This is a genomic window from Pseudomonas sp. HN2-3, from assembly GCF_020691745.1.
Taxonomy (GTDB): domain Bacteria; phylum Pseudomonadota; class Gammaproteobacteria; order Pseudomonadales; family Pseudomonadaceae; genus Aquipseudomonas; species Aquipseudomonas capeferrum.
On sequence record NZ_CP085704.1, the window covers coordinates 4,909,778 to 4,935,300 of the forward strand.

21 protein-coding genes are annotated in these 25,523 nt (G+C 62.6%); 14 read left to right on the plus strand and 7 right to left on the minus strand.

Annotation, left to right across the window (positions count from 1 at the left end; genetic code table 11):
• Positions 1-4: 4 nt before the first annotated feature.
• Positions 5-1,183 (minus strand): amino acid ABC transporter permease, encoded by a 1,179-nt coding sequence (locus LJX93_RS22275; RefSeq protein WP_033702863.1) that lies wholly within the window; start codon positions 1,181-1,183, stop codon positions 5-7.
• Positions 1,184-1,250: 67 nt separating this feature from the next.
• A complete protein-coding gene (locus LJX93_RS22280; RefSeq protein WP_033702864.1) occupies positions 1,251-2,279 on the minus strand; it encodes an amino acid ABC transporter substrate-binding protein in 1,029 nt (342 codons plus the stop codon).
• Between the two features lie 332 nt (positions 2,280-2,611).
• Between LJX93_RS22280 and LJX93_RS22285 the strand changes: the two genes are divergently transcribed.
• Positions 2,612-3,268, plus strand: coding sequence for an alpha/beta hydrolase (locus LJX93_RS22285; protein ID WP_227696422.1), 657 nt, complete (start codon positions 2,612-2,614; stop codon positions 3,266-3,268).
• A gap of 100 nt (positions 3,269-3,368) precedes the next feature.
• Positions 3,369-4,838, plus strand: a complete 1,470-nt coding sequence (gene rhlB, locus LJX93_RS22290; protein ID WP_033702866.1) for an ATP-dependent RNA helicase RhlB — start codon at positions 3,369-3,371, stop codon at positions 4,836-4,838.
• 161 nt (positions 4,839-4,999) lie between these two features.
• Here rhlB and moaE read toward each other — a convergent pair whose 3' ends face one another.
• The 5 genes from moaE to LJX93_RS22315 form a co-directional block, all read right to left on the minus strand.
• Entirely contained in the window at positions 5,000-5,446 is a 447-nt protein-coding gene (moaE, locus tag LJX93_RS22295) for a molybdopterin synthase catalytic subunit MoaE (protein ID WP_033702867.1), read from the minus strand.
• Between the two features lie 2 nt (positions 5,447-5,448).
• A complete protein-coding gene (gene moaD / locus LJX93_RS22300) occupies positions 5,449-5,694 on the minus strand; it encodes a molybdopterin converting factor subunit 1 (protein WP_033703011.1) in 246 nt (81 codons plus the stop codon).
• Positions 5,694-6,164: a cyclic pyranopterin monophosphate synthase MoaC gene (moaC, locus tag LJX93_RS22305; protein ID WP_033702868.1), complete on the minus strand. Its 471-nt coding sequence runs from the start codon at positions 6,162-6,164 to the stop codon at positions 5,694-5,696. Before moaC ends, moaD begins: the two co-directional genes overlap by 1 nt.
• 181 nt (positions 6,165-6,345) lie before the next feature.
• Positions 6,346-7,740 carry a PhoH family protein gene (locus LJX93_RS22310; protein ID WP_033702869.1) on the minus strand — a complete coding sequence of 465 codons (1,395 nt, stop codon included), beginning with the start codon at positions 7,738-7,740 and terminating at the stop codon, positions 6,346-6,348.
• Between the two features lie 266 nt (positions 7,741-8,006).
• Entirely contained in the window at positions 8,007-9,143 is a 1,137-nt protein-coding gene (locus LJX93_RS22315) for a polysaccharide deacetylase family protein (RefSeq protein WP_033702870.1), read from the minus strand.
• 135 nt (positions 9,144-9,278) lie between these two features.
• On the opposite strand from LJX93_RS22315, the gene yaaA reads away from it, so the two are divergent.
• The 12 genes from yaaA (at position 9,279) to LJX93_RS22375 (ending at position 25,494) form a co-directional block, all read left to right on the plus strand.
• Positions 9,279-10,058, plus strand: a complete 780-nt coding sequence (gene yaaA, locus LJX93_RS22320; protein WP_033702871.1) for a peroxide stress protein YaaA — start codon at positions 9,279-9,281, stop codon at positions 10,056-10,058.
• Between the two features lie 800 nt (positions 10,059-10,858).
• Positions 10,859-12,175: a nucleotide sugar dehydrogenase gene (locus LJX93_RS22325; protein ID WP_095064190.1), complete on the plus strand. Its 1,317-nt coding sequence runs from the start codon at positions 10,859-10,861 to the stop codon at positions 12,173-12,175.
• An 81-nt stretch (positions 12,176-12,256) separates the two neighbouring features.
• Complete coding sequence (locus LJX93_RS22330) at positions 12,257-13,738, plus strand: glycosyltransferase family 2 protein (RefSeq protein ID WP_177326484.1); 1,482 nt, start codon at positions 12,257-12,259, stop codon at positions 13,736-13,738.
• 36 nt (positions 13,739-13,774) lie between these two features.
• Positions 13,775-14,941, plus strand: a complete 1,167-nt coding sequence (locus LJX93_RS22335; protein ID WP_033702874.1) for an alginate biosynthesis protein Alg44 — start codon at positions 13,775-13,777, stop codon at positions 14,939-14,941.
• A 12-nt stretch (positions 14,942-14,953) separates the two neighbouring features.
• Entirely contained in the window at positions 14,954-16,381 is a 1,428-nt protein-coding gene (algK, locus tag LJX93_RS22340; RefSeq protein ID WP_227696423.1) for an alginate biosynthesis TPR repeat lipoprotein AlgK, read from the plus strand.
• Positions 16,378-17,856: an alginate export family protein gene (locus tag LJX93_RS22345; RefSeq protein WP_047582654.1), complete on the plus strand. Its 1,479-nt coding sequence runs from the start codon at positions 16,378-16,380 to the stop codon at positions 17,854-17,856. The genes algK and LJX93_RS22345 overlap by 4 nt, the downstream gene beginning before the upstream one ends.
• Before the next feature lie 22 nt (positions 17,857-17,878).
• On the plus strand, positions 17,879-19,438 hold the full coding sequence (algG, locus tag LJX93_RS22350; RefSeq protein WP_033702877.1) for a mannuronan 5-epimerase AlgG: 1,560 nt from the start codon (positions 17,879-17,881) through the stop codon (positions 19,436-19,438).
• Between the two features lie 13 nt (positions 19,439-19,451).
• Positions 19,452-20,891, plus strand: a complete 1,440-nt coding sequence (locus LJX93_RS22355; RefSeq protein ID WP_047582652.1) for an alginate O-acetyltransferase — start codon at positions 19,452-19,454, stop codon at positions 20,889-20,891.
• 7 nt (positions 20,892-20,898) lie between these two features.
• Positions 20,899-22,002, plus strand: coding sequence for a mannuronate-specific alginate lyase (locus LJX93_RS22360; RefSeq protein WP_033702880.1), 1,104 nt, complete (start codon positions 20,899-20,901; stop codon positions 22,000-22,002).
• Between the two features lie 196 nt (positions 22,003-22,198).
• Complete coding sequence (locus LJX93_RS22365; RefSeq protein ID WP_033702881.1) at positions 22,199-23,656, plus strand: MBOAT family O-acyltransferase; 1,458 nt, start codon at positions 22,199-22,201, stop codon at positions 23,654-23,656.
• A gap of 11 nt (positions 23,657-23,667) precedes the next feature.
• Positions 23,668-24,825 (plus strand): alginate O-acetyltransferase, encoded by a 1,158-nt coding sequence (locus LJX93_RS22370; RefSeq protein WP_033702882.1) that lies wholly within the window; start codon positions 23,668-23,670, stop codon positions 24,823-24,825.
• 21 nt (positions 24,826-24,846) lie between these two features.
• On the plus strand, positions 24,847-25,494 hold the full coding sequence (locus LJX93_RS22375; RefSeq protein WP_027595301.1) for an alginate O-acetyltransferase AlgF: 648 nt from the start codon (positions 24,847-24,849) through the stop codon (positions 25,492-25,494).
• Positions 25,495-25,523: the final 29 nt, after the last annotated feature.

The window sequence follows — 25,523 nt, forward strand, 5'->3', positions numbered from 1 at the left end:
ATCCTCACCGCTCGATCAGCGCAATGCGCTTGTTGTACCAGTTCATCAGCAGCGAAATGCTGATGCTGATGGCGAGATAGACACTCATGGTGATGGCAATCACCTCGATGGCCTGGCCGGTCTGATTAAGCACGGTACCGGCGAACAGCGAGACCATCTCCGGGTAGCCGATACCGGCCGCCAGCGACGAGTTCTTCGCCAGGTTCAGGTACTGGCTGGTCAGTGGCGGAATGATCACCCGCAGTGCCTGGGGGATGATCACCTTGCGCAGGGTCGGGCCCTCGCGCAGGCCAAGCGAACGCGCAGCTTCGGTCTGGCCATGGCTGACCGAACGGATGCCCGAGCGCACGATTTCGGCGATGAACGCCGCGGTATAGATGGTCAGCGCCAGGGTCAGGGCCAGCAGTTCGGGAATCAGCACCCAGCCGCCAACGAAGTTGAAACCCTTGAGCTGCGGCACTTCCCAGTGCACCGGGCTGCCGAACAGCAATACGCACAGACCGGGGATGACGACCAGCAGCGCCAGCCCTGCCCAGAACTTGTGGAACGGCTTGCCGGTCTCGTTGAAGCGTTTGTTGGCATAGCGCACCATCGCCACCGTGGCCACGATCGCCAGCCCCAAGGCAACGGTAAACGGCCAGAAGCCCTCGGCCATCGAGGCACCGGGCATGTTCAGCCCGCGGTTGCTGATGAAGAACATGTCGTCGAGGTTGATGCTGCCCCGCGGTCCTGGCAGGGTCAGAAACACCGCGAAGTACCAGAACAGGATCTGCAACAACGGCGGAATGTTGCGGAAGGTCTCCACATACACGGTCGCCAGCTTGTTGATCATCCAGTTGGGTGACAGCCGCGCCACGCCGATGATGAACCCCAGGATCGTCGCCAGGATGACGCCGATGAAGGTGACCAGCAGGGTGTTGAGCAGGCCGATGACGAACACCCGCGCGTAGCTGTCGGATTCCACATAAGGGATCAGGTGCTGGGCGATGCCGAAGCCGGCACTGCGGTCGAGGAAGTCGAAGCCGGAGGTAATGCCCCGGTGCTGCAGGTTGGTTTGCGTGTTGTGAAACAGGTACCAGCCCAGGCCCACCACGAACAGGATCGTGAGGATCTGGAACAGCCACGCGCGCACACGTGGATCACTCAGGGATAGCCCCTTTTGTGCGCCGATTCGATTTTGCATGAAGTGCCCCGGAAAGTAGGGATTCGAACAGCCTGCGACGGCGGAATGCCGCCGCAGGGTGCAACCATCAGCGCACAGGTGGCGCGTACTGGATGCCGCCGTTGTTCCACAGGGCGTTCATGCCACGGTCGATCTTCAGGTCGGTGCTCTGGCCCAGGTTCTTCTCGAACACTTCGCCATAGTTGCCGACTTGCTTGACGATCTGGACTACCCAGTCTTTGGGCAGCTTGAGGTCTTTGCCGTACTCGCCGTCAGCGCCGAGCAGGCGGGCGTTGTCCGGGTTCTTGGTGGACTTGGCCTCGGCTTCGACGGTTTTCGAAGTGATACCAGCCTCTTCGGCATTGATCATGGCGAACAGGGTCCACTTGACGATGCTGAACCACTCTTCGTCGCCCTTGCGCACCACCGGGCCCAGCGGTTCCTTGGAGATGGTTTCCGGCAGCACCACGTAGTCGGCCGGCGCGGCCAGCTTGGAGCGCTGGGCGAACAGCTGCGACTTGTCCGAGGTCAGCACGTCGCAACGGCCCGACTCCAGCGACTTGGCGCTTTCGTCGGAGGTATCGAAGGTGATCGGGGTGTACTTGAGGTTATTGGCGCGGAAGTAGTCGGACACGTTCAGTTCGGTGGTGGTACCGGCCTGGATGCAGATGGTCGCGCCGTCGAGCTCCTTGGCGCTGGATACCCCCAGCTTCTTGTTGACCAGGAAACCGACGCCGTCATAGTAGGTGACACCGGCAAACACCAGGCCCATGCCGGCATCGCGCGAACTGGTCCAGGTGGTGTTGCGCGACAGCACGTCGACTTCGCCGGACTGCAGCGCGGTGAAGCGTTCCTTGGCGTTGAGCTGGCTGAACTTGACCTTGGTCGCATCGCCGAACACGGCGGCGGCCACGGCGCGGCAGACATCGGCGTCGATACCGACGATCTTGCCTTGCGCATCAGGTACCGAGAAGCCTGGAAGACCGTCGCTCACGCCACACTGGACGAAACCCTTCTTCTTTACCGCATCAAGCGTGGCGCCGGCCTGGGCGGTAGTCACGGCGCCCAGCGCAGCGGCAGCGGTCAGGACTGCCAGGGTGGTTTTCAACATCTTCATTCACAACCTCCAAATCGCTCTTGTTGTACCGAGCCGGAATTGCACCGCACCCTTTTGAGGCGTATCCGACCCGTGTTGGCTTGTTATTGGGTCAATTGGCGCAATGGGCTGTTCTATGACAGCCTTCGCTTGCAAAGGGTGTTACCGTCACGGCCTGACCCTTGCATCGTATGATTCGTAGCAAAGGGCGTACCACAGTTGGCGGCTAAAGCGTTTAAGCGCACGTCAAGTAGGCAAAGTTGTATCGTTGCGACATTATTTTTCCGACAATCATTTGCAGCGCCTTCTTTTTAAGCACGCCATAACAAGACCCGCACATTTTCGGAGCAGTCATGACCAACCCGCTGATTCTCGAACCGCAGAAAACCGCCGACGCCTGTGTGATCTGGTTGCACGGCCTGGGCGCCGACCGTTACGACTTCCTACCGGTTGCCGAATTCATGCAGGAACGACTGCTCAGCACCCGCTTCATCATGCCCCAGGCCCCCACCCGCCCCGTGACCATCAACGGCGGCTATGCCATGCCCAGCTGGTACGACATCAAGGCCATGACCCCGGCACGCGCCATCGACGAGGCGCAGCTGGAGGAATCGGCCGAGCAGGTCATCGCCCTGATCAAGGCAGAACAGGCCAAGGGCATCAACCTGGCGCGGATTTTCCTGGCCGGCTTCTCCCAGGGCGGCGCGGTGGTGCTGCACACGGCCTATATAAAGTGGCAGGAAGCCCTGGGCGGCGTGATCGCCCTGTCCACCTATGCCCCGACCTTCTCCGACGCCCATGAACTGAGCGCCTGCCAGCAACGCACCCCGGCCCTGTGCCTGCATGGTGTGCATGACCCAGTGGTGATCCCCTCGATGGGCCGCACCGCGCTCGAGTACCTTAATACCTGGGGTGTCGCCGCCCGCTGGCACGAGTACCCGATGGAACACGAAGTGGTGGTCGAAGAGCTGGGCGACATCCATGACTGGTTGAGCAAGCAGCTGCAATAAGCCTGATCGCCTGTAGTTGTGGGTGTATTCCGCTACGCCGCGTCGGGTTCTTGCTTTACACTGCCCGGCGTACATTCCTTAACCAGTTGATGAGACGATCGTGCTCAAGGCACTCAAAAAAATATTCGGCAAAGGAGACGCCGCGCCCCAGGCCGTCGATCCCGCTGCCAGCGTGAAAACGCCCGAGCCTGCGCCCGCTGCTGTGGCTCAGCCCCAGCCTCAGCCAGCGCCCCAGCCGGCCCCACAACGCGCCGACACCAGCCAACAGGCCCAAGCGCCTGCCGCTGTCGACAACCCGGCCAAGGACAAACCGCGTCGCGAACGCAAGCCCAAGCCAAAGCCACAGGCCAGCCTGTGGAAGCTGGAAGACTTCGTGGTCGAGCCGCAGGAAGGTAAAACCCGCTTCCACGACTTCAAGCTGTCCAACGAAGTGATGCACGCGATCCACGACCTGGGCTTCCCCTACTGCACGCCGATCCAGGCGCAGGTATTGGGTTACACCCTGCGTGGCCAGGACGCGATCGGCCGCGCCCAGACCGGCACCGGCAAGACCGCAGCGTTTTTGATCTCGATCATTTCCCAGCTGCAGCAGACGCCGCCGCCCAAGGAACGCTACATGGGCGAACCGCGCGCGCTGATCATCGCGCCGACCCGCGAACTGGTGGTGCAGATTGCCAAGGACGCCGCAGCCCTGACCAAATACACCGGCCTGAACGTCATGAGTTTTGTCGGCGGCATGGACTTCGACAAGCAGCTCAAGGCCCTGGAAGCACGCCATTGCGACATTCTGGTTGCCACCCCGGGCCGCCTGCTGGACTTCAATCAGCGCGGTGAAGTGCACCTGGACATGGTCGAGGTGATGGTACTGGACGAAGCCGACCGCATGCTCGACATGGGCTTTATCCCGCAGGTGCGCCAGATCATTCGCCAGACCCCGCCGAAAAGCGAACGCCAGACCCTGCTGTTCTCCGCCACCTTCACCGAAGACGTGATGAACCTGGCCAAACAGTGGACCACCGACCCGGCCATCGTCGAGATCGAACCGGAAAACGTGGCCAGCGAAACCGTCGAGCAGCACGTGTACGCGGTGGCTGGCAGCGACAAGTACAAGCTGCTGTACAACCTGGTGACCCAGAACAAGTGGGAACGGGTGATGGTGTTTGCCAACCGCAAGGACGAGGTGCGGCGCATCGAAGAAAAGCTGGTGCGCGATGGCATCAACGCTGCGCAACTGTCGGGCGATGTGCCACAGCACAAGCGCATTCGCACCCTGGAAAGCTTCCGCGAAGGCCGGATTACCGTGCTGGTGGCCACTGACGTGGCGGGCCGTGGTATTCACATCGATGGCATCAGCCACGTGATCAACTTCACCCTGCCCGAAGATGCCGATGACTACGTGCACCGCATCGGCCGTACTGGCCGTGCCGGGACCAGTGGTGTGTCGATCAGCTTTGCCGGTGAGGACGATTCCTACCAGTTGCCAGCGATCGAAGAACTGCTGGGGCGCAAGATCAAGTGCGAGATGCCGCCTGATGAGCTGTTGACGCCGGTACCACGCAAGCACCACTGATTGCCCGAATGCTGACGCCGCCCCTGTAGGAGCGGCCTTGTGTCGCGATAGGGCCGCGCAGCGGCCCCAAAATTTCAGCTTTGATGCAGAGATTGCTGGGGCCGCTGCGCGGCCCTATCGCGACACAAGGCCGCTCCTACAGGGAATCGGCGCAACCTTGCCTACCAGCGCCCCGCCGCTTCCTGGTCACTCTGCTTGCCTTCCACCCAGCGCGGTCCTTCCTGGGTGTTTTCCTTCTTCCAGAACGGCGCCCGGGTCTTCAGGTAGTCCATGATGAAGTTGCAGGCATCGAACGCCGCCTGCCGATGGGCACTGGCCACGCCGACGAAAACGATCGGCTCACCGGGCTCAAGCGCACCAATGCGGTGCAACACGTCGACCTTGAGCAACGGCCAGCGCTGCTCGGCTTCGACCACGATCTTGGCCAAGGCCTTCTCGGTCATCCCCGGATAGTGTTCCAGGAACATCCCCGCCACGTCCCGACCATCGTTGAAGTCCCGCACATAGCCGACGAACCCCACCACCGCGCCAACACCGACATTCGCGGCATGCATGGCATTGACCTCGAAACCTGGGTCAAACGCTTCTGGCTGCACTCGCACCGTCATGTTCAGCCTCCGGTCACTGGCGGGAAGAACGCCACTTCATCGCCCTCCGCCAGCGGCTCATCAAGTTTGCACAGCTCTTCGTTGCGCGCGCACATCAGGTTCTGCTCAGCCAGCAACGCATACTGCTCGCCTTTGGCCACCAGCGCCTTGCGCACATCGTCGACTACCGCGAAGTCGCCTTCCAGGCGCTCGGCGTCGAGCCCGAGCAACTCCCGGTAACGGGCGAAATACATCACCTTGACCTTGATCATGCGCCCACCTTGTAGTGGCCGCTCTTGCCGCCGAGTTTTTCCAGCAGGCGCACCTGCTCGATCACCATGCCTTTGTCCACAGCCTTGCACATGTCGTAGATCGTCAGCGCGGCAACGCTGGCAGCGGTCAGTGCTTCCATCTCGACACCGGTCTGCCCGGCCAGCTTGCAGCGGGCAACGATACGCACCGCGTCCTGGCCTTCGGCGCTGAGCTCGACCTTGACGCTGGTCAGCATCAGCGGATGGCACAGCGGAATCAGGTCGCTGGTCTTCTTCGCCGCCTGGATGCCGGCGATACGCGCCACGGCGAACACATCGCCCTTGGGGTGCTCGCCATCGACGATCATCTGCAAGGTCTGCGGCAACATGCGCACCCGCGCCTCGGCAATGGCCTCTCGCTCGGTCACGGCCTTTTCAGTGACGTCGACCATGTTGGCCCGCCCCTGGGAATCAAGATGTGTCAGCACTGCTCTGCTCCTGTGAAGGGAACAAAGAGTGTAAACCCGTGGGTCAGGTTTGAGCAGCGGAATGTACTGTCAGTGGTGGCCTCTTCGCGGGGCAAGCCCGCTTCCACAGGTTCACCACTCGATTCCAGATCAGTGAAGGCCCCGCGAAGAGGCCGGGCGGCTCGCCGCCCGGCTCGAAGGGTTACAGATGCGACTCGGCGTACTCGGCCAGCACCGACCGCGGCACACCCTGCAGGGTGATGTGCACGCCATGGGGGAAGTCCTTAAAGCGCTCGGTCAGGTAGGTCAGGCCCGAGCTGGTCGCGGACAGGTAGGGGGTGTCGATCTGCGCCAGGTTGCCCAGGCAGACCACCTTGGAACCCGAGCCGGCACGGGTGATGATGGTTTTCATCTGGTGCGGCGTGAGGTTCTGGCATTCATCGATCAGGATCAGGCTCTGCTGGAAGCTGCGACCGCGAATGTAGTTCAGCGACTTGAACTGCAGTGGCACCCGTTCAAGGATGTACTCGACGCTGCCATGGGTGCTCTCGTCATCCATGTGCAAGGCTTCGAGGTTGTCGGTGATGGCGCCCAGCCAAGGCTCCATCTTCTCCGCTTCGGTGCCCGGCAAGAAGCCGATCTCCTGGTCCAGCCCCTGCACGCTGCGGGTGGCGATGATGCGCCGGTAGCGCTTGCTGACCATGGTCTGTTCAATGGCCGCCGCCAGGGCCAGGATGGTTTTGCCGGAGCCGGCGGCGCCGGTCAGGTTGACCAGGTGGATATCCGGGTCGAGCAGGGCGAACAGCGCCAGGCTCTGATGGATGTCTCGCGGTTTCAGGCCCCAGGCTTCCTGGTGCAACAGGGGTTCCTGATGCAGGTCGAGCAGCAGCAGTTCATCGCTGCGGATGCCCTTGATCCAGCCGACGAAACCTTGCTCATCGATGATGAATTCGTTGACGTGCACGGCCGGCAGGTTGTCGATCAGCTGTACCCGATGCCAGGTGCGGCCCCGCTCCTGACGGGTGTCGACCTTGCTGACCCGGTCCCAGAACGAGCCGGTGACCGAGTGATAGCCCTTGGACAACAGCGACACGTCATCGACCAGCTGGTCGGTGCTGTAGTCCTCGGCCGCGATGCCACAGGCGCGCGCCTTCAGGCGCATGTTGATGTCTTTGGTGACCAGCACCACGTCAAGGTCGGTGCGCTTGGCCCGCAGTTCCAGCAACTGGTTGATGATGATGTTGTCGTTGAGGTTTTCCGGCAGCAGCCGGTTCGGTTCGTTGCGCGGGCTCATCAGGATCGACAAGAAGCCTTTGGGCCCACTCTTGCCACGCTGGATCGGTACCCCCTGTTCGACATCGCTGGGCGAGGCGTCACCCAGGGTCTGGTCGATCAGGCGGATGGCCTGGCGACATTCGGCGGCGATGGTCTGCTTGCCGGTCTTGAGCTTGTCGAGTTCCTCCAGCACCGTCATCGGCAGGGCGACGTGGTGCTCCTCGAAGTTGAGCAATGCGTTGGGGTCGTGAATCAGGACGTTGGTATCGAGCACATACAGGATTGGCTTGCTGGAGGAAGGGTTGCGTCCTTGGTCATCCATACTCGGTCACCTTATGTCGAAGCCACACGGCGCGGTCTGCTGCGCCGCAGAGTGACTGCCGGTCTTCCCGTATCCGCGTTGCTACGGGCGGGAAGCGAACCTGACACGGTGGATGACGCCACCTGTGCTGCAGGGATCGGCTGTCTGGTTTCTTCATACCGCATAAACCATGACTAGAAAAAGTATTTTTACGTGTCGGTGAAGTTTATTTTTCCGAATGACAATCAGGGGTTGGCGAGGGGGCAAGGCGGGTCTACAGTCAAATATTAGTCCCCCTGTCGAGCCTGGCCGTAGGCGTGGCAGTCCTCCCAACCGATGCCGCTCTGTGCGGTATTTTGCAGCAACCATTGCACCGCCGGCTGGGCTTTGGGCAGGCTGTCATGGAACTGGATCACGCCCTTGCGCCACAGCAGCATCAAGGACAGCACCCGTTGCGCCGAAGCCTCAGCGCTCAGCGCGCCATCATCCTGGGCATCGATATCCCATAACGACACGCGCAACTGCTGGCTGGCCATGAAGGCTTCGCCATCGGCCCGGCGCTGGCCATAAGGCGGGCGGAACAGCGGCACGTACTGCTCGGGCAGGTCAGCCTGCACCCGTGCCTGGCTGCGCCGCAGCGAGTCCTGCCAAGCCGTCCACTGCGCATGGGAGCGATATTCCCAGCCCTGGATACCCACGCATTGCCCACGATAGAGCTGGCGCAGTGCATTCGCCGCACCGGCATCGCGGCGCTGCTGCAGGCGGTTGCCAAGCACAAAGAACGTGCCCTCGAGCTTCTGCCTGCGCAGGTAGGCGGCAAGCGTGTCGGTATTCCCCCCATCAGGGCCGGGGCCGCCGACGAAGGTCAGCAAGAACATGCGATCGTTGAGCTCATCGCCATTGCGTTCACGGCTGGACAGGCGCTCGACCTCGCTGCTGGTTTGCCCCAGCAGCGCTGCCTTGCGCAGCTGCTCGTCCAGGTAACGGACATGGAACTGGTGGCTAGGCTCGACCCAACCGGTGTAGAACGTGCCGACATCAGCGGCAAACGTGGCCGCCTGGGTGCGCAATTCTGCCATCGAAGTAACCGGGTAGCAGAACGAGGCATCTTGCGCGCAGCTGCGCTGGGCCTGTTGATAACCCTGCCACAAGCGCTGCCACATGCGCGCCCGCACCAGGCGCACCTTCTGCAGGTTGACCTGCCGCAGGCCCAACCGCGCCGCCAGTGCGCCATCGTCGAGCAGCTCGCTCTCGTGCAGCACCTGGGCGAACGACAGGATCTCCGCGCGCGACGCGACATCGAACAGCGCCGGGCTGTCCAGCTGCTCGGGCCACAGGCTGCGGTCCAGGCTCACCTGGGGCGAAGGGGCGGCCTGCACGGCCAGGCTCAACAGCGCGGCCAGCAGGGCCGATGCAATGCGCACGGTGGGAAGCTCCGCAACAGCAAAACGCGCACTATAGCGCCTGGCATGCCGATGGTCTGTGACTATCGTCGGCATAGTTTGGACTTGCCTGCCCCAGCCCGTAGAATCGCGCCAACGATTCCAGGAGCCGACCCGATGCTGACGGTGATTTCCCCCGCCAAGACCCTCGATTACGACACCCCGCCGGTGACCGAACGTTTCACCCTGCCCCAGTACCTGGACGACTCCCAGGAACTGATCGTGCAACTGCGCGAGCTGTCGCCCGCCCAGATCAGCGAACTGATGCACCTGTCCGACAAGCTCGCCGGCCTCAATGCCGCCCGCTTCGGCAGTTGGACCCCAGACTTCACCCCGGCCAACGCCAAGCAGGCGCTGCTGGCGTTCAAAGGCGATGTGTACACCGGCCTCGATGCGCAAAGCCTTGGCGAAGATGACTTCAGCTATGCCCAGGGCCACCTGCGCATGCTCTCTGGCCTGTATGGCCTGCTCCGCCCGCTCGACCTCATGCAGCCTTATCGGCTGGAAATGGGCACCAAGCTGGCCAACGCCCGCGGCAAGGACCTGTATGCCTTCTGGGGCACGCGCATCAGCGAATGGCTGAACCAGGCCCTGGCCGACCAGGGTGACGACGTGCTGCTGAACCTGGCCAGTAACGAGTACTTCAGTGCGGTGAAACGCAGCGCCTTGAAGGCCCGGGTGATCAACGTCGACTTCAAGGACTTCAAGAACGGCCAGTACAAGATCATCAGTTTCTATGCCAAGAAAGCCCGGGGCATGATGAGCCGCTTCGTGATCGAGCAGCGCATCAACGACCCGGAGCAGCTCAAAGCATTTGATGTGCAGGGCTACTACTACAGTGCCGAGCAGTCCAAGCCTGATCACCTGGTGTTCCTGCGCGACCACCCTGCCGAGTGATTTGATGAGGGCCTCTTCGCGGGCTTGTTCGCGATGAGGCCAGCTGCAACACCCCTCCCCAGCCCTGCAACAGGGCAGGCTTCATATCGCCACCAAGCCATGTTTATGACGCCAAAAAACCAACGAACCCACCTTTATCGCCAAACGCCATAAGACCGTTCGTACCTTTTCTGACGAATTTTGAAAAATATTTTTCGATACTGGCATAAAAACATCCCCCCTCAGTCTCGCCCTTTATATACCGGGACGAAACTGCCCGGTGCTATCAGAATGAAACTATTTGCCACTGAAGAATTATTTAGAAATCTTTCATCGGTGCAGAATCCACCCAGGAACTTCTGCTACGCCCAATCGCTCATAGTGCCGTAACGATTTTCCTGCCTACGGGCTGTGAGAAATGACTTACAGATGACAACGGCAGGTATCCACTACCGGCCCCGGCAACTTCGACAGGAATAACGGGCTCCCCCCGACAGCCCTGTCCAAGCAGGAGAGACGCGCCCTTACAATTCGTCCTAGTGGTTGATTTCAAAGGATTTATCCACTTGAAAAAACAAGCACAGCAGTGCGCCAAGTAGCGCATTGCAATAAAGACGGCTGAAGACCAAGGCACGTTTTTTAATAATGGCTTTTGACTGCCAAGTTTGAGCGCATAACTTTTCGCGCTCCGGATTAATTTTGCCTGCGCTCGGCGAAGTGTGCATTCGCCATGGACCCGTGCGCCCGGAAACTGATGTTGATCAACCTGGCCCGGCTCTTCCTGAAGAGCTGGCGTGATAAACACACATGAGGTGATAGCGATGCGTATCAGCATCTTTGGTTTGGGTTATGTAGGTGCGGTCTGTGCAGGCTGCCTGACGGCGCGAGGCCATGAAGTGATTGGCGTGGACGTGTCCAGCACCAAGATCGACCTGATCAACCAGGGCAAGTCGCCCATCGTCGAACCTGGCCTGGAAGCACTGCTGCAACAAGGCATCGCCAATGGCCGCCTGCGCGGCACCACCGACTTCGCCGAGGCCATCCGCGCCAGCGATGTGTCGATGATCTGCGTCGGTACGCCGAGCAAGAAGAACGGCGACCTGGGCCTTGAGTACATCGAATCGGTGTGCCGCGAAATCGGCTACGTATTGCGTGACACAACCCGCCGCCACACCATCGTGGTACGCAGCACCGTGCTGCCAGGTACCGTCAAGAATGTGGTGATCCCGATTCTGGAAGATTGCTCGGGCAAAAAAGCTGGGGTCGACTTCGGCGTTGCGGTAAACCCTGAGTTCCTCCGCGAGAGCACCGCGATCAAAGACTACGACCAGCCACCGATGACCGTCATCGGCGAACTGGACAGCGCCAGCGGCGACGTACTGCAAAGCCTGTACGAAGAGCTCGACGCACCGATCATCCGCAAGCCGATCGAAGTGGCCGAGATGATCAAGTACACCTGCAACGTGTGGCACGCCACCAAGGTCACCTTCGCCAACGAAATCGGCAACATCGCCAAGGCCGTAGGTGTCGATGGCCGCGACGTGATGGACGTGGTCTGCCAGGACAAGGTGCTGAACCTGTCCCAGTACTACATGCGCCCAGGCTTTGCCTTCGGCGGCTCGTGCCTGCCCAAGGACGTGCGCGCCCTCACCTACCGCGCCGCCAGCCTCGACGTGCGAGCGCCACTGCTCGATTCGCTGATGCTCAGCAACGAGTCGCAAGTGCAAAACGCCTTCGAGCTGATCGAAGCCCACGACAAGCGCAAGGTCGCCCTGCTCGGCCTGAGCTTCAAGGCCGGCACCGACGACCTGCGCGAAAGCCCGCTGGTGGAACTGGCCGAGCGCCTGATCGGCAAGGGCTACCAGCTGGACATCTACGACGAGAACGTCCAGTACGCCCGTGTCCACGGCGCCAACAAAGACTACATCGAGTCGAAGATCCCCCACGTATCAAAGCTGCTCAACGCCGACTTCCAGCAGGTCATCGACAACGCCGACATCATCGTCCTGGGCAACCGTGACGAGCAGTTCCGCGCCCTGGCCCAGCAAGCACCCGCTGGCAAGCAGGTGATTGACCTGGTCGGCTTCATGAACAACGCCACGTGCAGCACCAGCCGTACCGAAGGCATCTGCTGGTAACACCCCTGGCCGGGCAGCGCGGGTACTCCTTACCCACCAAGCGCTGCCCTTCCTTCCCTGATTTCGCGACGGATGCTGAACATGCAAAGGCTCCAGACAGTGCTGTTGCAGTGCGCCGGATGGCTGCTCTACATGAGCCTGCTCATGCTGATCGCCCTGGCCCTGCCCGCCGATATCTTCGACTCGCAGTCGAAGCACTTCATCTTCCTGGTCGGCGCAGTCGGCATCTGGCGCTACTCCATGGGCGCCACCCATTTCATCCGCGGCATGATCTTCCTCTACGCCGTCTACCCGTACCTGCGCCGCAAGGTGCAGAAACTGGGCAAGGCCGCGGACCCGTCCCATGTGTACCTGATGGTCACCAGTTTTCGTATCGATGCGCTGACCACCGCACAGGTGTACAGCTCGGTGATCCGCGAAGCCATCAACTGCGGCTTCCCCACCACCGTGGTCTGCTCGCTGGTGGAGATGTCGGACGAACTGCTGGTGAAAAGCCTATGGGCCAAATACAACCCGCCAGAGCACGTCAAGCTGGACATCGTGCGCATCGCCGGCACCGGCAAGCGTGACGGCCTGGCCTATGGTTTTCGCGCCATCTCGCGGATGCTCCCGGACGAAAACGCCGTGGTGGCCGTGATCGATGGCGACACCGTGCTGGCCGATGGCGTGGTATGCAAGACCGTGCCCTGGTTCAAGCTCTACCCCAATGTCGGTGGCCTGACCACCAACGAATTCTGCGAAGTCCGCGGCGGCTACATCATGAGCGAGTGGCACAAGCTGCGCTTCGCCCAGCGCCACATCAACATGTGCTCGATGGCCCTGTCCAAGCGCGTGCTGACCATGACCGGGCGCATGTCGATGTTCCGCGCAAGCGTGGTGACCAACCCCGAGTTCATCGCCGACGTCGAAAGCGACTCGCTGATGCACTGGCGCCTGGGCCGCTTCAAGTTCCTCACCGGTGATGACAAGTCCAGCTGGTTCAGCCTGATGCGCCTTGGCTACGACACCTTCTACGTGCCGGATGCCGCGATCAACACGGTCGAGCACCCGCCAGAAAAAAGCTTCCTCAAGGCCAGCCGCAAGCTGATGTACCGCTGGTACGGCAACAACCTGCGGCAGAACTCGCGCGCGCTGGGCCTGGGCCTGCAGCGCCTGGGGCTGTTCACCAGCATCGTCCTGTTCGACCAGCGCGTGTCGATGTGGACCAGCCTGCTGGGCCTGACCGTGGCGGTGATCGCCAGCCTCAAGTTCGGCCTCGGCTTCTTGCTGGTGTACCTGCTGTGGATCGGCATCACCCGCCTGATCCTGACCGTGATGCTGCTGTGCTCGGGGCACAAGGTCGGGCCGGCCTATCCGCTGATTCTTTATTACAACCAGATCGTCGGCGCGATGATGAAGATCTACGTGTTCTTCCGCCTCGACAAGCAGTCCTGGACTCGCCAGCCCACTGCCCTCAAGCGTGACCTCGCCAGCTTTCAACAATGGTTCAACACCTGGTCCTCGCGGACCATGACCTTCTCGGCGGCCAGCATCTTCGTTGCTGTGCTGTTCATGGTCGTGTGAGCCCAACCGGATCGGATCTAACAGGAACAAACCACCATGAATACCGCCGTGAACGTCAACGTCGTGCATGAGTCCGAAGCCCAGCGCCAACACGCCCGGGTGCGCATTCCAGCCAAGCTGCGCTTCCTGGATACCCAGCGCCAAACCCACGAAGTGAAGGTCGATGACCTGTCCGCCGGTGGCCTGAGCTTCCACAGCAAACAGCCACTGTCGGTGGGTGATGTGCTGCGCGGGCGTCTGCAGTTCGTGGTCGACAACCTGGGCCTGTCGATCGACATCGAGTTCCAGGTGCGCTCCTTCAACCCGAGCAATGGCCGTACCGGCGCGCAGTTCCAGAACCTCGAACCGCGCGACATCGCCACCCTGCGCCACATCATCACCAGCCATCTGTCGGGCGAACTGATCAGCATCGGCGATGTGCTCAGCACGCTGCAGCGCGACAACTTCACCAAGGCGCGCAAACAGAAGGATGGCGGCAGCGGCCTGACCGCCTTCGGTCGCCTCAAGGCGGTCGGCGTGACCCTGGGTGTGTTCGTGGTCGGTGTGGCCGCCTTCGGCTTCGTGGCCAAGTCGCTGTACGGCATGTACTTCGTCAGCCACGCCGAAGCCGGCGTGGTCGCGGTGCCCACCACCAGCGTCACCATGCCCCGCGACGGCACCGTGAACAGCCTGGTCGAAAGCGGTGGCCTGGTGGTCAAGGGCGCGCCGTTGGCAAGCTTCAGCACCAGCATGCTGGACATGCTCAAGGGCCACCTGGACGACTCGCAACTGGAGCCGGCCAAGGTCGAGGAGCTGTTCGGCAAGCAACTCTCCGGCACCCTCACCAGCCCCTGCGATTGCGTGGTTGCCCGGCAACTGGTGGACGACGGCCAGTACGCCGCCAAGGGCCAGCCGATCTTCCAGTTGATCCCTCGCACCAGCAACCCGATGGTCGAGGCCCGCTTCAGCTACCGCCAGTTCGACGAGGTCAAGCCAGGTACCCGGGTCAACTTCCAGGTGGCCGGCGAAGACGAAGTGCGCACTGGCCAGATCGTCAGCAGCGCCAGCCTCGACAACGAGAACCTGGCCGCCGACATCCGCGTGCAGATCAAGCCTGACAGCGGCCTGCCGGCCGAACTGGCCGGGCGCCCGGCCTCGGTCAGCAGCGACCGTGGCCCGTCGCTCAACTGGCTGATCGACAAAGCCGCGGCCCGTGGGCTGTAAGAGGATCCAGCGATGATTCCCCATAAGAAAAGCGCAAGCCTGGGCCTCTGTGCCCTGGCCGCGGCCATCGCCCTGGCCGGCTGTGCCGGCCTGCCCGACCAGCGTCTGGCCAACGAAGCCCTCAAGCGCGGCGACACCGCCCTGGCTGAACGCAACTACAAGGCCCTGGCCGACCTGGGCTACAGCGACGCGCAAGTGGGCCTGGCCGACATCAAGGTGGCCACCCGTGACCCGGCGCAAATCCAGCAAGCCGAGGCCACCTACCGCGCTGCGGCCGCCACCTCGCCACGGGCCCAGGCGCGCCTTGGCCGCCTGCTGGTGGCCAAGCCCGACAGCACCCAGGCAGAACGCGAAGAGGCCGAAAGCCTGCTCAAGCACGCCGCCCAACAGGGTGAAAACAACACCCTGATCCCGCTGGCGATGCTTTACCTGCAATACCCGCAGAGCTTCCCCAACGTCAACGCGCAGCAGCAGATCGACCAGTGGCGCGCGGCCGGCAACCCCGAGGCGGGCCTGGCCCAGGTGCTGCTGTATCGCACCCAGGGCACCTACGACCAGCACCTGGGCGAGGTCGAACGCATCTGCAAGGCCGCCCTGAACACCACCGACATCTGCTACGTCGAACTGGCCACCGTTTACCAGAAGCGCGGCCAGGCCGACCAGCAAGCCGCACTGCTGGGCCAGCTGAAGTCCGCCTATGCCCGTGGCGCCGTCCCGGCCACCCGGGTCGACAGCGTCGCCCGCGTGCTGGCCGACCGCAGCCTCGGCCAGACCGACGAAAAGACCGCCAAGGACCTGCTCGAACATGTGGCCCCGGCCAACCCGGCCTCGTGGGTCAACCTGGCGCAACTGGTCTACGACTTCCCCGAACTGGGCGATACCGACCAGCTCATGGCCTACATCGACAAAGGCCGCGAAGCCGAACAGCCGCGCGCCGAACTGTTGCTGGGCCGCCTCTACTACGAAGGCAAGACACTGCCGGCCGATGCTGCAAAGGCCGAACAGCACCTGCAGGCCGCTGCCGACGCCGGCGAAATCAGCGCCCATTACTACCTGGGCCAGCTGTACCGCCGCGGCTACCTGGGCAATGTCGAGCCGCAGAAAGCCGTCGACCACCTGCTGACTGCCGCCCGTGGCGGCCAGAACAGCGCCGACTATGCCTTGGCCCAGCTGTTCAGCGAAGGCCATGGCATCCGCAGCGAGCCGACCAACGCCTGGGTGTTCGCCCAGCTGTCGCAGCTAAACCCGACGCCACAGTCCAGCGAGCTGCTGCAGCAACTCGACCAGCAACTCTCGCCTGACCAGCGCAGCCAGGCCCAACGCCTGCTGGCGCAGGAGAAGCAGGCACGCGGCAGCATGAGCCAAGGCGCCAACAGCACCCTGGCCCTCGAAGCCTTGCAAGACGACGAAAAAGAAGTAGACGGTGAGGACTCGCTATGACGCTCAATCCCTTCGTGAAAGCCGGCATTGGCCTGAGCTTCGCCCTGCTGTGGTCCTGCCCGACCCTGGCCGACATGACCGCCGAGAAAAACTTCGGCCTGGACGTGAAAATCACCGGTCAATCGGAAGATGACCGCGACCTGGGCACTCGCCCTGGTGGCGACGTCAACGGCCTGGGCCTCGACCTGCGCCCATGGGTGTACGGCGAGCGTGGCAACTGGAGCGCCTATGCCATGGGCCAGGCCGTTGCCGCCACCGACACCATCGAAACCGACACCCTGCGCCAGAACGATGACGGCACCACCACCGACACCGGCGACGACAGCCGCAAGCCAGACAAAAACTACCTGGCCATGCGCGAGTTCTGGGTCGGCTACAGCGGCCTCACCGCCTACCCGGGCGAGCAGCTGCGCTTCGGCCGCCAGCGCCTGCGCAGCGACGACGGCATGTGGCGCGACACCAACATCGAAGCGCTGAACTGGTCCTTCGACACCACCTTGCTCAAGGCTGACCTGGGCGTGGCCCAGCGCTTCAGCGAATACCGCACCGACCTCACCGAGCTGGCCCCGGAAGACAAGGACCGCACGCACATCTATGGCAACGTCGCCACGCAGTGGACGCCTGGCCATTGGGTTGGCGTACGCGCCCACCACACCCACGACAGCGGCAGCCTGAAAAACCCCGGCGAGACGGTCGATGCGCTGGACAAGACCCGCACCGGCGACCTCACCTGGCTGGGCCTTGAGGCCAACAGCGACGCCTACAACTGGCGCAACGATCACACCGTCAACTACTGGGGCAGCCTGACCTGGCTGACCGGTGATCGCGACACCCTGAGCAGCCAGGCCGTAGGCGACGAGCAGGTGGCTACCGGCAAGCAGAGCGGCGACGTCAACGCCTGGGCCACCGACCTCGGCATCCGCCTGCGCCTGGACCCCAACTGGCAAGTCGGCGCGGCCTATGCCCGTGGCAGCGGCGGCGGTGGCGACGACGGTTCGAACAACTTCGAGCAGACCGGCCTTGAGAGCAACCGTTCCAACTTCACCGGTACCCGCTCGCGCGTGCACCGCTTCGGCGAAGCCTTCCGCGGCGAGCTGGGTAACCTGCAGGCAGCCACTTTATTTGCCTCCTGGCAGCTGCGCGATGACTACGACGCCAGCTTCATCTACCACAAGTTCTGGCGCGTCGATGGCCAGCAGAACATTGGCTCCAGCGGCATCAATGCTGCGGTCAACGACAACGGCGTCAGCCGCCCGCTGGTCAACGGCGAGAAAGACCTCGGCCAGGAAATGGACGTGGTCGTGACCAAGTACTTCAAGCAGGGCCTGCTGCCCGCTTCAATGAGCCAGGCCATTGACGAACCGTCCGCCCTGGTGCGCTTGCGTGCCGGTGTATTCAAGCCGGGCGATGCCTATGGCAAGGAAGCGGACTCGTACATGCACCGTGCCTTCGTCGACGTGATCTGGCGCTTCTGAGGCCGGTAGAGGATTTGTTGCCATGACCCTTCACCCACACCTACGTCACAGCCTGTTGGCCAGCGCCTTGCTGCTGGCCTCAGGCCTTGCCGTCGCCGCAGAACCCACGGCAGTCGCCAAGGAACTGCAGCAGGCCAAGACCTACACCATCTCTGCCGCACCGGTCGAACCGCTGCACATGGACCCGCCCAAGCTGCCCGACCTCACCGGCTTCACCGCCGAGGCCGTGCAGAAAAAGATCGACCGCAGCCACAAGGGCAAGGTCAGCGTGCGCCGCATGCTGCAAGAAGTGTCGCTCAAGGAATTCATCGGCGGTGACAACAAGGCCGCCGAGTGGGTGCAGCGTCAGCATGGCATCCCGCAGGCGATTTTCGTCGACGACGGCCATGTCGACCTGGTCGAGTTGAGCAAGCAGGTACCCAAGCAGTACCTGCGCGAAGTCGAGCCGGGCGTGTACCTGTCGCGCCTGCCGATCGTGGTGGGGCACAAGGGCATCCTAGAGATCGACGGCAAGGTCAAGCAACTGCGCCTTTCCCAGGAAGGCGGCGCGTTCCTGGTCAACGACGGCAAGCTGTTCGTCACCGACACCCAGGTCACCGGCTGGCGCGAGAAGGACAACGGCCCGGCCACCTTCCGCTCGCCCAAGGAGTTCCGCCCGTTCCTGTTGTCGTGGGGCGGTACCGAGACCTACATCGTCAATACCAAAATGGCCAGCTTCGGCTACGCCAAGTCCAAGTCCTACGGTGTGAGCATCTCGCAGTACACGCCGAACATGTCCAAGCAGATGGGCCGCGCCGAACCTACCGGCTGGATCATCGGCTCGGAGTTCAGCGACATGTGGTACGGCTTCTACTGCTACGAGACCCAGGACTTTGTGGTCAAGGACAACACCTACCGCGACAACATCGTCTACGGCATCGACCCGCACGACCGTTCGCACCGCCTGATCATCGCCGGCAACACCGTGTACGGCACCAAGAAGAAGCACGGCATCATCGTCTCGCGTGAGGTCAACGACAGCTGGATCATCAACAACAAGAGCTACGACAACAAGCTCTCGGGCGTGGTGATCGACCGTAACAGCGTCAACAACCTGATCGCCTACAACGAGATCTACCGCAACCACACCGACGGCATCACCTTGTACGAAAGCGGCGACAACCTGATCTGGGGCAACAAGCTGATCAACAACCGCCGCCACGGCATCCGCGTGCGCAACAGCGTGAACATCCGCCTGTACGAAAACGTTGCCATGGCCAACGGCCTGGTCGGTGTGTACGGGCACATCAAGGACCTCTCCGACACCGACCGCGACATCGCCCTCGACCCGTTCGACACCAAGGTGTCGCTGATCGTGGTCGGCGGTGAACTGGCGGCCAACGGCTCCGGGCCGCTGTCGATCGACTCGCCGCTGTCGGTCGAGCTGTACAAGGTTTCCATGCTCGCGCCGCGCAAGGCCAACGGCATCAGCCTCAACGGCATCCTCGGCGAGCGCCAGGACGAAATCCTCGACCTACTGGTGCGCCAGCAAAAGGCTGTGCTGATCGACCCGGTCGAACGCCAGACCGAAATGATCGATTAAGGAAGCCCAGACCATGACTCCACACCTGATGAAACTGCTGGGCCTGTCCGCCGCCCTCCTGGCGATCAGCCAGGGCGTGCGCGCCGACGAGGTGAAAGCCCCGACGTTCAGCGCCGAACCCTGCTGCCAGCTGTGCCCCGAGGCGCACGACGCCAGCCGCTACACCACCCGCTACCAGCAGAACTTCACCACGCTGGTGCAGGCCCAGGGCGACTGGCTGTTCCGTACCCGCGAAGACCTGCGCACCGAGTTCACCACCACGCCCGCCGGCTACAAACGCCTGCAGCAGGTGCACGACGCGTTCAAGAAACGTGGCGTGGAACTGGTCGTGGTCTACCAGCCGACCCGTGGCCTGGTGAACCGCAACATGCTCAAGCCCGAAGAAAAGGCCGCCTTCGACTACCAGAAGGCCCTGAGCAACTACCAAGCCATGCTCAAGCGCTTCGCCGGCATGGGCTACAACGTCCCCGACCTGTCGCCGCTGACCAACGAGCAACTGGCCGCCGCCGACCAGGGCAAGGACTTCTACTTCCGCGGCGACCAGCACTGGACGCCATATGGCGCCGAGCGCGCCGCCAAGATCGTGGCCGATACCGTGCACCACATGCCGGCTTTTGAAGGCATCCCGCGCAAGGAATTCGAAACCCACAAATCTGGGCGCATGGGCAAGACCGGCACCCTGCACAACGTCGCCGGCCAGCTCTGCGGCACCAGCTACGCCGTGCAGTACATGGACCAGTTCGCCACCGAGCCGAAAGGCGCCAGCGGCGGCGACGACCTGTTCGGCGACGGCGGCAATGCGCAGATCACCCTGGTCGGTACCAGCCACAGCGGCAAGAACTACAACTTCTCGGGCTTCCTCGAGCAGTACATCGGCGCCGACGTGCTCAACGTCGCCTTCCCTGGCGGTGGCCTGGAAGGTTCGATGATCCAGTACCTGGGCAGCGAGGAATTCCAGAACAACCCACCGAAGATCCTCATCTGGGAATTCTCGCCGCTGTATCGCCTGGACCAGGAAACCATCTGGCGGCAGATCCTCGGCCTGCTCGACGACGGTTGCGACGCGCGCCCGGCCCTGATGAGCGCCAGCAGCACACTCAAGCCTGGCAAGAACGAGCTGATGGTCAACGGCAAGGGCGGCGTGATCAAAGACCTGATCAACCGCAACCTGCAGATGGACGTCAAGTTCGAAGACCCTTCGGTCAAGGTGCTGCAAGCGACCCTCTGGTACCTCAATGGCCGCCACGAGGACATCAAGCTGGAGAAGCCGGAAACCTCCGACACCGACGGCCGCTTCGTCTTCCAGATGCGCGAGGACGAGGACTGGGCCAACCAGAACCTGCTGGCCTTCGAGATCCAGGGGCCGGAAAACGGCACCCAGAAGGTCGAGGCCAAACTCTGCAAACGCAACAACTTCGCCGTGCCTGCGCACACCGCGCAAGCCGGCCAGTGAGGCGACCATGACCACGTTCAAGCACATCTTCAGCCCCGCCCTGCTCGCCCTGGCCCTGGTCGGCGGCGCCGCGCATGCCGCGCTGGTGCCCCCTCAGGGCTACTACGAGGGGATCGAAAAGCTCAAGACCAGCGACGGCAAGTTCCGCTGCGAAGCGGCGCCCAAGCCTTACACCGGCGCGCTGCAGTTTCGCAGCAAGTACGAAGGCTCGGACAAGGCACGGGCGACCCTGAACCTGGACTCGGAACAGGCCTTCCGCGATTCCACCAAAGACATCACCACGCTTGAGCGCGGCGTCGCCAAGATGGTCAACCAGTACATGCGTGATGGCCGCCCGGCGCAGCTCGACTGCACCCTGACCTGGCTGGGGGCCTGGGCACGCGCCGATGCGCTGCTGTCCACCGACTACAACCACACCGGCAAGTCGATGCGCAAATGGGCGCTGGGCAGCATGAGCGGCTCATGGCTGCGCCTGAAGTTCTCCAATTCTCAGCCCCTGGCCGCGCACCAGACCGAAGCCGAGCAGATCGAGCGCTGGTTCGCCCGCCTGGCCGAACAGACCGTGCGTGACTGGAGCGACCTGCCGCTGGAGAAGATCAACAACCACAGCTACTGGGCCGCCTGGTCGGTGATGGCCACCGCCGTGGCCACCGACCGCCGCGACCTGTTCGACTGGGCCGTGAAGGAATACAAGGTCGGCGCCAACCAGATCGACGACCAGGGCTTCTTGCCCAATGAAGTCAAGCGCAAGCAGCGCGCCCTGGCCTACCACAACTACGCCCTGCCGCCGCTGGCGATGATCGCAAGCTTCGCCAAGGCCAACGGTGTGGACCTGCGCAGCGAGAACAACTTCGCCCTGCAGCGCCTGGGCGAAGGCGTGCTGGCCGGCGCCCGCGACCCGCGCCATTTCGCAGAGCGCGCAGGTGAAAAACAGGACATGAAAGACCTCAAGGTCGACAGCAAGTACGCCTGGCTCGAGCCCTGGTGCGCGCTGTACCAGTGCGTGGGCGACACGCTTGAGCGCAAGCACGGCATGCAGCCATTCGACAGCTTCAGGCTGGGCGGCAACCTGACCCGGGTCTATGACCCGAGCGCGGCTTCGAAGAAGTAACACCCCTGTCGGGGGTGATCTGTGTGGGAGCGGGCTTGCCCCGCGAAGGCGTCAGCAGCGACAACGCCTTTGCCCTTTCGGGCCTCTTCGCGGGACAAGCCCGCTCCCACAGGAAATGAGTTGCTCTCCAGTCATGAACTGGGGGGTTTGGGGGGCGCTTTGCCCTGGATGCTGTGAACAAATTAGGAGAACCGGGATGGTCTTCTCGTCCAACGTGTTCCTGTTCCTGTTCTTGCCGATCTTCCTCGGCCTGTACTACTTGAGCGGGCAACGCTATCGCAACTTGCTGTTGCTGGTCGCCAGCTACATCTTCTATGCCTGGTGGCGCGTGGACTTCCTCGCCCTGTTCGCCGGCGTGACCCTGTGGAACTACTGGATCGGCCTTAAAGTCGGCGCAGCAGGCGTACGCACCAAGCCGGCGCAGCGCTGGCTGCTGCTGGGCGTGGGCGTCGACCTGGCGATCCTCGGCTATTTCAAGTACGCCAACTTCGGCGTCGACAGCCTCAACGCGATCGTCAGCTCGTTTGGCCTGGAGCCGTTCATCCTCACCCACGTGCTGCTGCCGATCGGTATCTCGTTCTACATCTTCGAGTCGATCAGCTACATCATCGACGTGTACCGCGGCGACACCCCGGCCACCCGCAACCTGATCGACTTCGCAGCGTTCGTGGCAATCTTCCCGCACCTGATCGCCGGCCCCGTGCTGCGCTTCAAGGACCTGGTCGACCAGTTCAACAACCGTACCCACACCCTGGACAAGTTCTCCGAAGGCTGCACCCGCTTCATGCAGGGCTTCATCAAGAAAGTGTTCATCGCCGACACCCTGGCAGTGGTCGCCGACCATTGCTTCGCCCTGCAGAACCCGACCACCGGCGACGCCTGGCTGGGCGCCCTGGCCTATACCGCGCAGCTGTACTTCGACTTCTCCGGCTACAGCGACATGGCCATCGGCCTGGGCCTGATGATGGGCTTCCGCTTCATGGAGAACTTCAAGCAGCCGTACATCAGCCAGTCGATCACCGAGTTCTGGCGCCGCTGGCACATCAGCCTGTCGACCTGGCTGCGCGACTACCTGTACATCACCCTGGGCGGCAACCGCAAAGGCACCTTCAATACCTACCGCAACCTGTTCCTGACCATGCTGCTGGGCGGGCTGTGGCACGGCGCCAACTTCACCTACATCATCTGGGGCGCCTGGCACGGCATGTGGCTGGCCATCGAGCGGGCGCTGGGCCTCGACACCAACCCGCAGCGCTTCAACCCGGTCAAGTGGGCGTTCACCTTCCTGCTGGTGGTGGTTGGCTGGGTGATCTTCCGGGCCGAGAACCTGCACGTGGCCGGCCGCATGTACGGCGCCATGTTCAGCTTTGGTGAATGGCAGCTGTCGGAGCTCAACCGCGCCCAGCTCACCGGGTTGCAAGTAGCCACCCTGATCATCGCCTACCTCACCTTGGCGTACTTCGGCCTGCGCGACTTCTACCGCAATGCCAAGCCGACGCCGCAGGCGACCCCGGTGCAGATCAACGCCGACGGCTCGATTGGCCTGGACTGGACCCGGGTGATGACCCGCGTCCTGATCCTGCTGCTGTTCGTGGCCTCGATCCTCAAGCTTTCGGCGCAGAGCTACTCGCCGTTCCTTTACTTCCAGTTCTGAGGTTGATGACCATGACCCGGACATTACGCATTACCTATTCGCTGTCGTTCCTCGGCCTGCTGGTCGGCATGGGCGCCTGGTCCACTGGCGGCCTGGACAGCTTCCAGCGCACCGCCCAGATGACCTTGCTCAACGGCAAGCTGGCCAAGGCCGCCGAGACCCACTACGACGAGCAGTTCCCGATCAAGCGCCTGGGCACCAACCTCTGGGCGGCACTGGACTTCAAGCTGTTCAACGAAGGGCGCCCAGGCGTGGTGCTGGGCCGCGACCAATGGCTGTTCAGCGATGAAGAGTTCAAACCCACCGCCGGTGCCGAGCAACTGATGCAGGAAAACCTGGCGCTTATCCGTGGCGTGCGCGACACCCTGCAGCAGCATGGCAGCCAGCTGGTGCTGGCGATCGTGCCGGCCAAGGCGCGGGTCTACTCGGAGTATGTGGGCAAGGAGCTGCCAGCCAGCCTGCATGACGACCTGTACAACCAGTTTCATGCCCAGGCCCGCCAGGCCAACGTGTTCGCCCCGGACCTGATGGCGCCCCTGGAGCAGGCCAAGGCCCGTGGCCAGGTATTCCTGCGCACCGACACCCACTGGACGCCGATGGGCGCCGAAGTCGCCGCACAGGCGCTGGCCGAAGCGGTCAGCCGCCAGAGCTTGCTCAATGGTGACCCCCAGGCCTTCATCACCGAAGCCGGCAGTACCGCGCCGTACAAGGGCGACCTGACCAACTTCCTGCCACTCGACCCGCTGTTCAGCAACCTGTTGCCGGCGCCGGACAACCTGCAGCAACGCACAACACGCCCAGCCGAAACCGAAGGCGAGGCGGGCGATGCGCTGTTCGCCGACAGCCAGATTCCGGTCGCACTGGTAGGCACCAGCTACAGCGCCAACCCGCACTGGAACTTCCTCGGTGCCCTGCAGCAAGCCCTGCACAGCGACGTCGCCAACTACGCCGAAGACGGCCATGGCCCGCTGCTGCCGATGCTCAAGTACCTGCAAAGCGATGCTTTCAAAAATGCCGCGCCACAAGTGGTGGTGTGGGAATTCCCCGAACGTTATCTGCCCATGAAAAACGACCTCAGCAGCTTTGATCCGCAGTGGATCGCGCAACTGAAAAACACCCGTAAATCCGAAGAAAACCTGGCCCTGTCGTCCACCCGGACGAACCACTGATCGATAGAGAGGAACACGCACATGACTACCAAAACTTCCATTGCCAAAGCCCTCACCCTCGCGGCCGGCCTTTCCCTTGCTTCGATGCAGGCCTTCGCCGGCGCCGATGCCGCGCTGTATGGCCCGACCGCGCCGAAAGGCTCGACCTTCGTGCGCCTGTACAACGCTGCCAGCGCCCCGGCCGCCGCCTCGGTCGGCAATACCCAGATCAAACAAGTCGGCGCCCAGGCCAGCAGCGACTTCAGCTTCCTGCCCGGTGGCGACTACACAGCCCAGGTCGGCGGCAAGAGCGTCCCGGTCAAACTGGCCTCGGACAAGTACTACACCCTGGTCAACAGCGGCAGCGGCAACCCGCAACTGATCGAAGAGCCACCGTTCAAGAACAAGCAGAAAGCCCTGGTACGCGTCCAGAACCTCAGCGACCAGTCGCTGACCCTGAAGACCGCCGATGGCAAGACCGAAGTGGTCACCCCGGTAGCAGCCAAAGGCCGTGGCGAGCGTGAGATCAACCCGGTCAAGGTCAACCTCGCCCTGTATGCAGGTGACAAGAAAGTCAGCGACGTCAAACCCGTCGCCCTGGAGCGCGGCGAAGCTGCCGTGCTGTACGTCACCGGCTCGGGCAGCAGCCTGTCGCCGGTCTGGGTCACCCGCCCAGTGTCCACCAACTGATCCCCTGCCTCGTTAACGACCTTATTGGA

Bases quoted from the DNA above. Each gene is read 5' to 3' on its own strand.
- LJX93_RS22275 (WP_033702863.1), bottom strand. From the start codon at position 1,183: ATGCAAAATCGAATCGGCGCACAAAAGGGGCTATCCCTGAGTGATCCA.
- LJX93_RS22280 (WP_033702864.1), bottom strand. From the start codon at position 2,279: ATGAAGATGTTGAAAACCACCCTGGCAGTCCTGACCGCTGCCGCTGCG.
- LJX93_RS22285 (WP_227696422.1), top strand. From the start codon at position 2,612: ATGACCAACCCGCTGATTCTCGAACCGCAGAAAACCGCCGACGCCTGT.
- moaE (WP_033702867.1), bottom strand. From the start codon at position 5,446: ATGACGGTGCGAGTGCAGCCAGAAGCGTTTGACCCAGGTTTCGAGGTC.
- LJX93_RS22310 (WP_033702869.1), bottom strand. From the start codon at position 7,740: ATGGATGACCAAGGACGCAACCCTTCCTCCAGCAAGCCAATCCTGTAT.
- yaaA (WP_033702871.1), top strand. From the start codon at position 9,279: ATGCTGACGGTGATTTCCCCCGCCAAGACCCTCGATTACGACACCCCG.
- LJX93_RS22325 (WP_095064190.1), top strand. From the start codon at position 10,859: ATGCGTATCAGCATCTTTGGTTTGGGTTATGTAGGTGCGGTCTGTGCA.
- LJX93_RS22330 (WP_177326484.1), top strand. From the start codon at position 12,257: ATGCAAAGGCTCCAGACAGTGCTGTTGCAGTGCGCCGGATGGCTGCTC.
- LJX93_RS22335 (WP_033702874.1), top strand. From the start codon at position 13,775: ATGAATACCGCCGTGAACGTCAACGTCGTGCATGAGTCCGAAGCCCAG.
- algK (WP_227696423.1), top strand. From the start codon at position 14,954: ATGATTCCCCATAAGAAAAGCGCAAGCCTGGGCCTCTGTGCCCTGGCC.
- LJX93_RS22345 (WP_047582654.1), top strand. From the start codon at position 16,378: ATGACGCTCAATCCCTTCGTGAAAGCCGGCATTGGCCTGAGCTTCGCC.
- algG (WP_033702877.1), top strand. From the start codon at position 17,879: ATGACCCTTCACCCACACCTACGTCACAGCCTGTTGGCCAGCGCCTTG.
- LJX93_RS22355 (WP_047582652.1), top strand. From the start codon at position 19,452: ATGACTCCACACCTGATGAAACTGCTGGGCCTGTCCGCCGCCCTCCTG.
- LJX93_RS22360 (WP_033702880.1), top strand. From the start codon at position 20,899: ATGACCACGTTCAAGCACATCTTCAGCCCCGCCCTGCTCGCCCTGGCC.
- LJX93_RS22365 (WP_033702881.1), top strand. From the start codon at position 22,199: ATGGTCTTCTCGTCCAACGTGTTCCTGTTCCTGTTCTTGCCGATCTTC.
- LJX93_RS22370 (WP_033702882.1), top strand. From the start codon at position 23,668: ATGACCCGGACATTACGCATTACCTATTCGCTGTCGTTCCTCGGCCTG.
- LJX93_RS22375 (WP_027595301.1), top strand. From the start codon at position 24,847: ATGACTACCAAAACTTCCATTGCCAAAGCCCTCACCCTCGCGGCCGGC.